General features: G+C 68.1%; 6 protein-coding genes. 2 read left to right on the forward strand and 4 right to left on the reverse strand.

The annotated features are described in order from the left end of the window. Window positions 1-8: 8 nt before the first annotated feature. Window positions 9-1,895, reverse strand: coding sequence for an ATP-dependent nuclease (locus IE329_RS31645; RefSeq protein ID WP_190214457.1), 1,887 nt, complete (start codon window positions 1,893-1,895; stop codon window positions 9-11). Window positions 1,896-2,159: 264 nt separating this feature from the next. On the opposite strand from IE329_RS31645, the gene IE329_RS31650 reads away from it, so the two are divergent. Further along, window positions 2,160-3,311 (forward strand): exonuclease SbcCD subunit D, encoded by a 1,152-nt coding sequence (locus tag IE329_RS31650; protein ID WP_190214458.1) that lies wholly within the window; start codon window positions 2,160-2,162, stop codon window positions 3,309-3,311. After that, on the forward strand, window positions 3,311-6,316 hold the full coding sequence (locus tag IE329_RS31655; RefSeq protein ID WP_190214459.1) for an AAA family ATPase: 3,006 nt from the start codon (window positions 3,311-3,313) through the stop codon (window positions 6,314-6,316). Before IE329_RS31650 ends, IE329_RS31655 begins: the two co-directional genes overlap by 1 nt. A 179-nt stretch (window positions 6,317-6,495) precedes the next feature. On the opposite strand, the gene IE329_RS31660 is transcribed toward IE329_RS31655, so the two are convergent. The 3 genes from IE329_RS31660 to IE329_RS31670 all read right to left on the reverse strand — a co-directional run bounded on the left by IE329_RS31660 (window position 6,496) and on the right by IE329_RS31670 (window position 12,363). Then, a complete protein-coding gene (locus IE329_RS31660; protein ID WP_229927926.1) occupies window positions 6,496-6,984 on the reverse strand; it encodes a GNAT family N-acetyltransferase in 489 nt (162 codons plus the stop codon). Between the two features lie 344 nt (window positions 6,985-7,328). Beyond that, complete coding sequence (locus tag IE329_RS31665) at window positions 7,329-9,158, reverse strand: hypothetical protein (RefSeq protein WP_190214461.1); 1,830 nt, start codon at window positions 9,156-9,158, stop codon at window positions 7,329-7,331. A gap of 601 nt (window positions 9,159-9,759) precedes the next feature. After that, window positions 9,760-12,363: a DEAD/DEAH box helicase gene (locus IE329_RS31670; protein ID WP_190214462.1), complete on the reverse strand. Its 2,604-nt coding sequence runs from the start codon at window positions 12,361-12,363 to the stop codon at window positions 9,760-9,762. Window positions 12,364-12,972 lie beyond the last annotated feature (609 nt).

The following is a 12,972-nucleotide window of genomic DNA, read 5'->3' on the forward strand; positions in this document are numbered from 1 at the left end:
GCGCGCGGCTAATCCGCTAGCGTCCTGAGCTCGGAGAAGATCGTTCGCAGCTGCTCCGGAACGTCTGCGGGGTCGGTCAGGGCCATGGACAGTTCGTACATCATCTCCGGCTTTCCGCCCGGCCCGTCGGGGCTGCCGGCCTGCAGCATCTGCTGCACATCGGAACTGAACTTCCCCTGCCCGCGCAGCGCGGCGAAGTCGCCGTCCGCCCATGCCTGATCCGGGTCCGACCTGGGCCAGATCCGGTTGGCCACACGCGCCCACACCTCGTCCTTGAAGATCTCCTCCAGCTCATTGAACTTCTCCGCCTCCGGGGCGTCGTCCGCGGGCTCCCCGAGGAACTTCACATGCTTCGAGGCGCTGCCTCCGAAGAACTGGGTCAACTTGGCGGGCTTGAAGATGCTCTTGGACACGTTCCGGCTGTCGGCGTCGACCACCAGCATCACAGTGCGGCTCCGTGTGATCAGGTACTGGGCGAGGTGCAGAGCGCCTTCGTTGTTGGAGCAGGACCACAGGGCGACACCGGCAGCCTGCAAGGTGAGCCCTTCGCACAGCCGGAACAGCAGGGGAAAGGCGCGCTGCTCGGTGTCACCCTCGACAGCGAGGAAGCAACGCTCGTGCAGCAGAACGGAGTTGCGTAGGCCGACAGCGGCTGCGAGCTTGCCGAGGTAGTCGTCGATCGCGTCACCGACTATCCCGGCTCCGAGCCGCTCCACGACGGTGCGGTGATTGTCGAGCTTCAGGTGGACGACGTCGCTGATGTCGACGCCGTCGATGAGGTTCATGGAGTGGGTGGCGACCAGGACGCTGACGTGGGGGAGCGCGCTCTGTTCCCGGATCAGGGCCATGACCTTCCGCTGGTGCCCGTAGTCGAGGTGGGTGTCGGGCTCGTCGTACACGACGATGGTCTGCACCGGGCCCGGCTGCGCCGGCTCGTCGGAGTCCGCGGACTGCGGCGCGGTGTTCTCCTCATCGGCGAGCAGTTTACTGGTCCACTCCCACACGGCCAGCGACACGCGGCGGTTGCGTCCCAGACCCGAGCGCTCCAGGCCCACGGCCTCGCCGGCGGCCTGCGAGATGCGCAGCGGCGCCCCGCGGAAACCGTGCTGGAAGGAGACCTCGGGCGCCACGGTCACCTCGGAGAGGTCGGGGCAGCGAGACTGGATGTGCTTGCACAGCGATTCCGCGTCGACCCGCAGCCGGTCCTTGACCTCCTCCTCCACGATGCTCAACTTCTCCTTGACGTCGGAGTCGGCCACGTGGCTCTGAAAGCGCTCCGTCAATGCGGCCTTGACGGCATCGTCGGGGCGGGCGGCCTTGCCGTCGAACAGGAGGTATCTGGGCATGCGCTTGGACAGCCCGGCCGGCGCCGGGAGCCAGGCGTGCCGCGTGGCGTGGGCGCGCCCGTATGCACGGAGCACCGTGAGAAGGTCTGCCTTCAGCGTGCTGGCGGGGCTGAGCCCGAACTCCCCGACCAGAGTCTTCAGAGCGGGGACCATGAGCCGTTCCAGCGAGTGGAGGCGCTCGTCGTCGGGCTGGGCACCCCAAATCTCGAGCTGAGCCGACTGGTCGATCGACGCGTGCCTGCGCACCTCGACCCGGGCCGGAAGGTCGAACTGCTCCTGCTCCCAGTCGTCCAGGATGAAACGGCCGGTCACACTGGTGCTCTCGCAACGCCCAGGCGGCGAGGCCGGCTCACCGTCGCTGCCGACGCTCTGGTAGGTGCGGTCGTCGTCGGTGAGAACGCGCTCGCCCACCAAGAACGCGAGCGCGTCGAGCACAGCGCTCTTGCCGCCGTCGTTGTGCCCCGCCAGGATGGTCGGCCGGCTCACGGGAATGTCCGCCACGTCGGTGAGCGAGCGAAAGCCGCTCACACTGAAGCTGTCCAGGTGCACTGCGCTCGTCCCGCTCCACTTCGCTCGCCCGACCGCGGGTCCTCGCGACCCATCACACCACCAACTGCCCACAGGGGTAGCGGTGTCAGAGCACAACATCCTAGAACGTCCGCCCCACCCGCATTGTCCGCCCCGGATGCCACATGATCCAAACCAGCCCGAAAATGACAGAAGTTGACGCCTTTTATCGAACTTCTGCACCGAATTACTCTGACATGAACGTCAGTTCGTGTGACTGGTGAGTAGGCGCTACGGTCGCAGCCCATGAGGATCCTGCACACCTCGGACTGGCACCTGGGCCGCTCCTTCCACCGCGAACCCCTCCTCGCCGCCCAGCGTCTCTTCATCGAGAACCTGATCGACGTGGTACGACACGAACGCGTGGACGTCGTAGCCGTCGCAGGCGACATCTACGACCGGGCGATCCCTCCGCTGGAGGCCATCGACCTGTTCCAGAGGGTCCTCACGCAACTTGCCGAGCTGAAGATCCCCCTCGTCATGATCAGCGGGAACCACGACTCGCCCCGCCGACTCGGCGTGAACTCCCGACTGATCGAACACGCCGGCATCCACCTGCGCACCGACCCCCACGACGTGGCCCGCCCCGTACTGCTCCAGGACGAGTACGGCCACGTCGCCTTCTACGGTCTGCCCTACCTCGAGCCCGCCCTGGTACGAGAGAGCCTCGACGCCCCCGCCACCAGCCACCAGGCAGTCCTGGGCACAGCGATGGACCGGGTCCGAGAAGACCTCGCCACCCGGCCGGGTACCCGCGCGGTCGTCCTGGCCCACGCCTTCGTCACCGGCGCGGAGCCCAGCGCCAGCGAGCGCGACATCACCGTCGGCGGCGTCGCGAACGTCCCCGCAGCCCTGTTCGACGGAGTGGACTACGTGGCCCTCGGCCACCTGCACCGCAGCCAGCAGATCAGCGACCGCATCCGCTACAGCGGATCGCCGCTGCCCTACTCGTTCACCGAGGCCGGGCATCCCAAGAGCATGTGGCTCGTCGACCTGAACGGCGACGGCGCCGTGACCGCCCACACCATCCCCTGCCCCGAGCCCTACCGCCTCGCCCGCCTCCAGGGCGATCTGGAAGACCTCCTGACGCAGGACAAGCACGCCGACCTCGAACAAGCCTGGCTCCACGTCACCCTGACCGACACCAGCCGCCCCCACATGGCCATGGAGCGCCTGCGCCAGCGCTTCCCGCACGTCCTCAAGCTCACCCATGCCGCCACCGGCCCCTCCGCCGACGACCTGCCATCGCGCGAACGCATGGAAAGCCTCACCGACCACGAGATCGCCCTGGACTTCCTGCATCACGTCACCCACACCCACGCCACCGAACCCGAACGGGACCTGCTGCGCCGCGGCATCGAACACGTCCGCGTCACCGCCCAGGGGGAGACACTCTGATGCGCCTGCACACCATGACCGTCACCGCATTCGGACCGTTCGCCCGCACCGAAAACGTCGACTTCAACCAGCTGTTCAGCGCAGGCGTCTTCCTCCTCAAAGGCGTCACCGGCGCCGGCAAGACCAGCGTGCTCGACGCGGTGTGCTTCGCCCTGTACGGCTCGGTCCCCGGCCACCGGCCCACCACCAGACTGCGCAGCGACCACGCCCCTGACACCCTGCGAACCCGCGTGGAAATGCAGTTCAGCGTCTCTGGCCGCCGCTTCAAGATCGCCCGGACCCCGGTGCAGACCTACCGCAGCACCCGCGCCAAGGACGGCACCGCCACCGCCCAAGCCACCGCACAGCTGCACGAACGAATCACCCGCCCGGACGGCAGTACCGGCTGGGAGCCGGTCAGCGCCCACGTCCAGGAAGCCAGCACCCAGATCACCACACTCCTCGGCCTGACCAAAGAGCAGTTCTGCCAGGTAGTCCTGCTCCCGCAGGGTGACTTCGCCAAGTTCCTGCACGCCAGCGCAGGCGACCGACGCGCACTGCTGAGCCACCTGTTCACCACCCACAGGTTCCAGGACCTGCAGACCTGGCTGGCCACCCGGAGGAACACCCTCAGGAACGACCTCCAACAGGCACAGACAACCATCGACCGGCTCGGAGGCCGCCTCGAACAGGCGGCAGGACCCCAGCTCTCCGAGACGGCACCGCCACCCCGCGAACCCAACGGCCCCGACCTGCTCCCCTGGGCCCACGACCTCCTCATCCGCGCCTCGGCGGCCCACGACACCGCCAGGGCCGCCGAGGCGACGACCGACCAGGCCCACAAGGCAGCCAAGGCAGCCCTCGCCGCGGCCGCCGGCCTCGCCGGCCGCCAGCAGCGCCACAGCGAGGCCGCCACCCGCCGCACCACCCTGGACCAGAGCCGCGCACACAACCAGCAACTGCGGACCCGTCTGGAATACGCCCGCGGCGCCGAACACCTCAGCCCGCTGCTGGCCGCCGTACGCACCGGAGCCGACCAGCTCAGCGCCGCCCAGGACACCGAACGCGAACGCCGCAGGCTCCTGGACAACGCCCGCACGAACGCGACCACCCCCGAGCTGGAACAGGCCCACCAGGAGCTGCACGCCACCCTCGGGCACCTCGAAGCCCTGCGTCCCCGCGAAGCGCGCCACACCGAACTCGCCCACCAACTCGCAACCCTGGAAGAGAAGGAGAAACTCGCCCAGGAGGAACTGGACGACGCCCAGCAGTGGCTCGACAGCTGGCCCCACTCCCACGCCACCGCCACCGACCGCGTCACCGCGCTGCGCAGCGCCGCCGAACGGGTACCCCAGCTGGCGAAAGAGGAGAAGGCACTCGCGCAGCAGCTGGAGACGGCAGAGACCCGCGATGCGCTGGCCGCCGAACTCGAAAAGGCGACCAAGGCCGCGGACAAGCGCTCCGGCCAGGCTCTGGCCGCCCAGAAGACGTGGCTCGACCTGCGTGAGCAACGGCTGAACGGCATGGCGGCCGAACTGGCCGGTGACCTGCAGGACGGTCAGCCGTGTACGGTGTGCGGCTCCCCAGAACACCCCCGCCCCGCGCAGCCCTCCGCCCAGCAGCCGACCCGCACCGACGAGGAGAAGTCCGCCCAGGCCTACGAGAAGGCCCGGAAGCTCCAGGAAACAGCCGACCAGGCCCGCACCGATCTCGCCACCCGGCATGCCCAGGCGACGGGCGCCGCCGGTCCCGAACCCGTCACCGGGTTGCGCGCCCGGTTGGAGCACGCGCACACCACGCACACCGCGGTCCAGCAGGAGGCCGCCGAATTCGTACAGGCCCAGCAGAACCTGGAAGAACTGCAAGCCGAACACGACCGGCAGGACCAGCAGCGCACCCGGGCCCAGCAGCAGGTCACCGAATCCCAGAGCCGGGCCGCGACACTGCGCCAGGAACAGCAGCAGATCATTCGCGAACTCGACGGAGCCCGTGCCGACGCCCCCACACTGGAACACCGGATCACCGCGCTGACCGAAGACAGGGACCGTGTCGCCGACGTCATCGAGCACGCCCGGCGCACCACGGCGGCGGCCACCCGCTACACCGACGCCACCGCGACAGCCCACGACAGCGCCGCCAAGGCCGGGTTCCCCACCCTCGAAGAGGCCACCGACGCCCTCCAACCTGCTCCCATCATCCAGCAATGGCAGACGGAACTCGACCAGTGGGACAAGGACGACGCCGCTGTCGCCGACCTCCTGGCCACTCCGGAGCTCGTCGATGCCTCCCAACTGCCCCCTGCCGACCCAGCCGCGGCACAGGCGGCAGTGACAGCGGCGGAGACAGCCGTCAAGACCGCCACCAACAGCACCTATGAGGCTCACACCCGCGCCACCGAACTCCGCAGCCTGACAGACGAACTAGCCCCCGCCGTGGAGACGTTGGAGCGACTGCGCACCGACCATGCCCTGGCCGACCGCCTTGCTGAGGTCGCCAACGGCCGCAGCACCGCCAACACCCTCAGTATGGAACTCGAGGCATACGTCCTCGCCAGCCGCCTCAAAGAGATCGCTGCCGCGGCCAACACCCGACTGCTGAACATGACCTCCGAACGCTTCCTGCTGGTCTACAGCCAGGACAAGGACCCTGGAAAGGGCCGCACCAAGGCGGGTCTGAGCCTGCGCATCCTCGACAACTGGACCGGACTGGAACGCGAGACCTCCACCCTCTCCGGAGGAGAGACCTTCACCACCTCCCTCGCCCTCGCACTCGGCCTGGCCGACATCGTCACCGGCGAAGCAGGCGGACGCCCCCTGGGCGTGCTGTTCGTCGACGAGGGCTTCGGCAGCCTGGACGAACAGAGCCTCACGGACGTCATGGACGTCCTCGACCAACTCCGCGCAGGAGACCGCGCCGTAGGTGTGGTCAGCCACGTCGGAGACCTCAGCGACCGCATCCCCACCCAACTGCACATCCGCAAGGAACGCAACGGCTCGACCGTGCAGCCTGTGCTCGCCGACGCCTAGTGGATCATGCCGTCGGTCGTCGGGATCCAGAGGTTGTCCGACCGATCATGTGAGTGCGGACGACGGTCATCGCTTCAGCGCGGAGGGGGTGTCTGTGGCCCTGGGTCTTGATCACTCGATCAGGCGAACGGTCGGCAGAGATGCTGTCCGACCACCTCTTGATCATTAATGTGGGTTGCTCAATGTGACGAACGGTCACCCACCGGTGTGGGGAAAGTGAGGTCTTCCAGGGCGGCCCCGAAGGTGCTGTCGCCGATGCTATCGGCGATGCTCACCAGTCCGCGTCTGGCGAAGAACCGTGACCGTGCCTGGCTTTTCGCGTCGGTCCCTCCATCCTGGACGTATAGCGCCAGGAAGGTGCGTCCCGCCCTGCGGCCTTCTTCGGCCGCGAATCGCAGAAGCTGACTTCCCACCCCTTGGTCCCGCCGGTCCGCGCGGACGGCCAGAGCGAACACCCACACATGCATGCCCGGATGGTCCGGACGTTGGGCTTCGTGACCAACGTCGTACGCAAGATCGAACTCGATGACACCGATGACCTCTTCGGTGTTCGGGCAACAGGCCACGGCCGCCTGCCAGAACACCGGCAGTCCGGCGTCGTCGCCGAGCTTCTCCTCGGCGAGGATGTCCTCTGCCGCCGGGTAATCGCGATGGGTGGCGGTGCGCACAGTGATCACACGGCAGCGTAGCCCGGCTGGAGCACCTTCACCGCCGCCTCTCCGCGGTCCGCTGTATGCCTCTGGACGGCCGTTGAAGGCGACGTTTCGCCGGCGACCGGCGGGTGCCGTCGGGCATGGGGGTGAGGGGCCTGGGGGACGGCGGGGAAGTTGGCGCGGTGAGGTCGCGGCCGGAGCGAGACTGGGGCAATGCGCTTCCCCGGTCCAGTTGGAAGCCGTCCGTTCTTGGCTGGAAGATGCAGCAGGGTCGGAGAACGTGCGTTCGGCGAGCAGGACGGGCCAGAACGCCGGGCACCAAAAGCTGATCCACCATCAGCTTCGTCTCTGCGGCCGCCTCATCGCAGGTCGAGCTGCACCGGCGTGTTTCTCCAAGTCTTCAAGTTGTCGAAAAACACCTGGTCGGCCTTGTCCGGCTGGCCGAGGCGGACGGCACGGATGGCTGCGGCGAGGGCGCCGTGCAGCGGGGCGTCCTCGGCTACCGCGGCGAGGGCTTTCAGCTCGCGCATCCGTCGGACCCGGGCCGGCAGGGGCCGGTCGGCGGCCTCCAAGGCCTGTTGAGCGGCCCATCGGCGCAGGACGTCCCCGGGCAGGTACGGCTTGCCGTTGTGGGTCCACATCAGCGAGGCCCGGATCATGCCGGTCACGTACTCGTTGCTGTCGCTGGGGTGGCTGGTGAAGTCGCGCCACGGCTCGAGCGGCCCGCCCAGGCTATGGGGGCCGTCGGGGAGCCGAACGGTGAGGCTCAGCGTGTCCGCGGTGCCGGGCAGGAACCGGAGCATGGCCGTGACGAGGCCACCCAGGAAGATCGGTCCGCTCCGGGCCGCCGTTCCCGCGTCGATCTGCCAGTGAGAGGGTCCGGGGGTCACCAGAACGTCGCGGCAGCCCATGCCTTCGAGCAGGATTGCGATCATGCGCCGCTGGCCGGCAAAGCCGCAGAGCTGGTGCAGATCGAGGGTCCCGTAGCCGCTGATGCCGTGCCCGGCCAGCATCGCCGTCAGCGCGACCTGCCAGGCCAGCAGAGCTTCCTGCGCCTGGAGAGTGCCGTCGAGGACCTCGTCCCACGGAATGGCTCGGGAGGTAGACCGTAGGTCCATCACCAACCGGTCGTCCTCGTACCGCGCGGACGCGTGCGCCTGGGCATTGCGCAGGTCGCAGTCCAGCCCCTGGAACAGATCCGCCAGCTCCGGGTCCTGCTGCGCCGCCCGCACGATGGCGGTGGCGTCGTCATGGCGCAGCTTGGCGTAGGGCCTGGACTTGCGGCCCGAAGCGAGCATGATCATTGACGCCAGCACCCTGCCCGGTCCCTCCAGCAGGGACGCGGCGACATCCAGGAGAGCCCGCCCGGCATGGCGCGGGATGTGTGACTGCCGCAAGACCATTGAGATCTGCGTACAGCTGTCGAACACTTCCAGGAGGCCTGCCCTCAGATCATCCTCGAACACGCTGTCGGCGACGAGGGCGAGAACGCCGTCCGCATGGGCCGTGAGGAGTGCATGGGCTTGCCCGACGAGATCATTGAACCGTCGGCGGTCGAACATCGTGCGCGCGAACACGCCGTGCAGGGCGAACATCAAGCCTGACGCTCCCGGAGCCCGCGCTCCGAGGACGCCTTCCAGCTCCTCAAGGCCCGCAGCGTTGAGGCCGTAGAGATCCGAAGCGCCGTAAAACTCGAAACCCTGCGCGAAGAGGACATTAACGACATCCTCCACGGACTCCGCGCCGTCGAACTTGAGAGCCGTCCGGCTCATCCAGGCGGCCTCCTCCGTCAGCTCGGCGAGCACGTCCAGTCGCCGCTGCGCCGCGACGGCGCAGGTTTGGGCGGCAAGGGGGGAAGGGGAGCTGAGTGCTTCCAGGAGAGTTCGCAGTATCTGCTCCATGCTGTCGACGGCCTGGCATGCCAAGTCGACTTGGGCCAGCTGAGGGCGTCTTCGTATAGCGCCGGCAGTGTGGTCGCGCAGCCGGGTCAGCGAAACCACCGACTCGGCGAGGAGGTCTTCGCAGCCGGGGCTGCCCTTGGCTACACACCGAGCCGCGGCGAGGAAATCGTCGAGCCAGCCGGGGACTTCACGCAGGACACCGGAAGGAACGGACGACGGCGCGTCGCCCGGGGACGCGCTCGCCGGTGGAATGTCCAGCAGGCGGAGTGCATTCTGTACGGCCTTCACGCGGGCTTGACGACGGTGGTCGACCTCCCACGGCTCCGGTCGGCGGCCACAGTCCGGGCAGGCAAGGGATCGCACGCGGTTAATTCCGCAGCCTATGCACGATATCTGCGAGAAAGCCAGGATTATGCCCGAATTTCCCACCGCGCTGCTCCTCTCGCTCGCGCCCGGAGGTCGGCGGCATGCCGACGGATGCGAACCCTCATGGTCCACCATGGGGCTGACACACGGATACGGATTTTCGGGAGCCGCCGCCACCACCTGAACGCCGTCGCCGCCCCGAGACCTGTCGAGCGGTACACCGGGAAGAGCGACCTCACTACGTAGTACCTCTCCTCTTGCGTCCATAGAGGCCGTCGAGGCACTGAGTTCTTTCAGAGCGGCCACCGATCGGGTGACGGAGCCGAGGCGGCAGCCGGCACGCCCGACCGCGATCCCGCTGGTCCGGGTGGCCGTCAACGGCGGATGCGGCTCCACCCTGCGAGCAGCAGCTGGAAGGGCTCACTACTTGTCGAGCTTGACGGCTACAAGGCTTCAACACACAGTGGAGCCGCCACCTTGAAGTGACGGCTCGGCCTAGAACAAGCCCTTGCACCCCTTCCGACTACGCCCACTCCACGCCGTGCTCGGCGAGCTGCGCGAGCTGGCCCGGCGACAGCTTGGCCCGGCGGGCTTTCTGATTGTTGAGCCAGGTGCCCAGGGCGAAATGCGACACGACCACCTGCTCCTCACCTCCGGGGCCGGCCTCCATGGTCTCCAGCGGCTCCTTGTGCGGGCGGGGCACCCGAGGGTGCCGCTCCCGTTCCACGAAGGTGGCGAGGGCGGCCAGGCCCTGCTGGAACCGGTCGGCGCGGGAGATCGTTGGCTTCGCCTCGGCGGCGGCCTTCGCGGCCACCAGATCGGCGTCCTCCTCGATGCCGATCGCGGCCAGGAGGTCCTTCTGATCCTCCTCCAGACCAGGGAAGCCAGCGCACTGCGCCTGCACCCACCGGCCGAGCTGCTCACCCTCGAACACCGTCTCCGCGGGCAGCTGCGCCCAGTCGACCCGCCCGTCGGACTCCAGCCACCACTGCCGGGCGGTGGCGTAGGTGCGCTGCCAGGTGATCGGCCACGCCGGGCACCACCACGGGTCGATCTCCTCCAACGCGCGGCGCCGCTCCGCAGCGAGCGCCCCCGACTCCCCGGCCGGCACCTGCGCTGCCGCCCGGAGTTCAGAGAGCCAGGTGCCGATGGCGTAGCCGCCGACGGAGGCCCGTGCAGGCGCCGCGAGGGAGCCGGCGTGGTCCTTCGCCCAGACCCGCGCCCAGTCGAGGCCGGCCTCGAAGCGGGCGTCGGAGACGGACCAGATCATCCCGAACCCGTCGAGCTGCGTCACCCGCCATGACGCCAGCTCCCCGGCCGCATTCTCCGCACGCCGGTCCGACAGCCATTTACCCAAAGGGAAGTTCTGGTTTTCTCCGACCAACGCCGAATAGGGAACATCGAGACCACCGGTTTCTTTGAACCAGTGCCGTACGTGGCCGATCGCCTCACGCCACAGCTGTGTCTCGCTCGTCAGCACTCGTGAGGCGATGAACAACGCGAGGACGTCGTCACCCGGGTCGCTCTCGAACCGCACCGGCAGCGTGAACGCCCCCGCCCCACTCGTACCACCGGAGCCGCTAGCACCGCCTTCACCTGGGGCGAAGGCCGCCTCGGCATTGCGCCCGGTGGTCCGCTTCCCGGACTTCTGCGGCACCGCCAGGGCCTCGACCATGCGGGTGTCATGCGACCTCAAAGCTGTCAGGATTTTGACGAGCCCACCATAGCTGTCCGACTCCAGAATGTCCCCGGGCTTCTCCCCAGGCTTGAGAAAGACGGGCACGACAAGGCTCGCCATCTTGCCCTCGCCGGGCTTCATCCGCAGGGCCCGACCGACGGCCTGGACGATATCAACCATGCTGCCACGACCCATAAGGAGGATCGAATCCGCATTCGGGATATCGACTCCCTCGCCCATGATCTTGCACTGCGAGATCACCCGATAGCTCAGGCCGTCGTCTTCCTCGTCCTGTCCGAATTCGCCGATGACCTCCTCGCGGAAATCCACGGAGTGTTCGCCGGAGAGCCACTGCGCCCAGATTTCCTCAGGATACTTCTCCGGATTCTGGAAATGCAGTCGTTCCACCGTCTGGTTCAGCGTCTCGCTGAAATACCGCGCCTCAAGGGTGCGGTTGTGGAAGGTGATGGTGCGCTTCAGGCCGCGCTCCGCCGCCACCTTGAGCAGGCCGGCCTGCATCGCGGCCAGGTGCTCGGCCGGCACCTCGTCCGCGCTCCCGTCCTGCGCCTCGCCGACCCCGGCTCCCCAGGGCACCGGCTGCCTGCCGGCGGCATCGCGGTCGGCAAGCGGGTCGCGCAGCTCCAGCACCACCACCTCGAACGGCGCCAACAGGGATTTTTCGATCGACTCGGCCAGGCCCAGGGAGAACACGTGGGGCCCGTAGACACCTACGTCGTCCATGGACACCGCGAGCTCCTCCGGCAGCGGCTGATGGGCCCCTTCGCGGGCCTTGAGCATCCGCGTCGGCGGCGCCCAGATACGCGGGGTGGCGGTCATGTAGCACCTGCGGGCCGCCGGAATCTGCGCCTGGTCGTGCACCACCGTCCACGACTTCTCGACACTGCCGGAGGACCGGTGCGCCTCGTCGCAGACCATCAGGTCCAGCTCGGGCAGCAGCTCCTGCTTCTCCCTCGCCCAGTAGGCGTAGGCGTCGCGCACCGCGCCGACCGAGGCGTAGGTAGCGAACAGCGTGAGCGGGCGCCGGCCCCTGGCCGCCTTGGCGATCCAGCCCCCGACGATCAGCCCGCTGGTGGAGGCCAGCACCCCGGCCGGGAGCTCCTTCTGCATCAGGGAGCACACCGCGTGCATCTCCCCGGCCCGGCCGGCCTCCCGCCACGAGCCCATCATCTGCAGCAGCAGGTTCAGGGTGGGCACCACGACCAGGACCACGCCGCGGGGCGCCAGGCGCTGCCCGGCCACCGCCCCCACATAGCTCTTGCCGGTGCCGGTGGCCATCTGCACCGTCACTCGCAGACCATTCGGTGCCACCTGCCCCGGACGCAGCGTCAGCCCCCGCACGATGGCCGCCAGGGCCTCCTCCTGATGCCCCCGCAGCGTGACACCCCTGGTGGCTTCCACGGCCAGCAGACCCGGCTTTACGACACTCACGGAACTTCTCTCCCCTCACCCGAATTCACGACCCCGCACACGGCATCTCGCGGGATTCCCTGGCAGTGCGATCCTGATACATTCACCAGCCGACAACCGGAAAGCTTCGGACTGGAAATTCAAGTCACTTCACGACAGCTGCCCGGCAGGCTATCAGTCGAATGTCAAGATTTCTGGGGAATTCGCCAAAAGTGGGGTCCGCAGGCTCGCTACGGCGGGATCTTCTGACGATGCAAGGTTGATACACTCGGTCTCGTTGCTCACCCTCCCAAGGTAGCGCACCCCGACCCCTCATGGAGGTGAAACATTGGCCTGGACCACGGTCTAGACCAATCTGGCGGGAGTGAAGCCGACCCGCACGCGCATTGGGGCAGGCACCCCACTCCCAGTCAGCCTGTCGTGACATCAACCAAAAATCCAGTTCAACCGTGTGATCCCAGTGTGGCCACCGGAGGGAATGGAGCGAAGCGGAGTGACCGACAGGCCCGCGCGAAGCGCGGGCCGGCCTGACCGAAGGTCAGGCCACGGACACGCGGAGCGGGTCCGCCCACCGCCCGAAGGGCGGTGGCGAACGGAGGGCCGAAGGCTCGTAGGGACCCGCTCCGCGGG

The organism is Kitasatospora indigofera, assembly GCF_014655955.1.
GTDB classification, from domain to species: domain Bacteria; phylum Actinomycetota; class Actinomycetes; order Streptomycetales; family Streptomycetaceae; genus Kitasatospora; species Kitasatospora indigofera.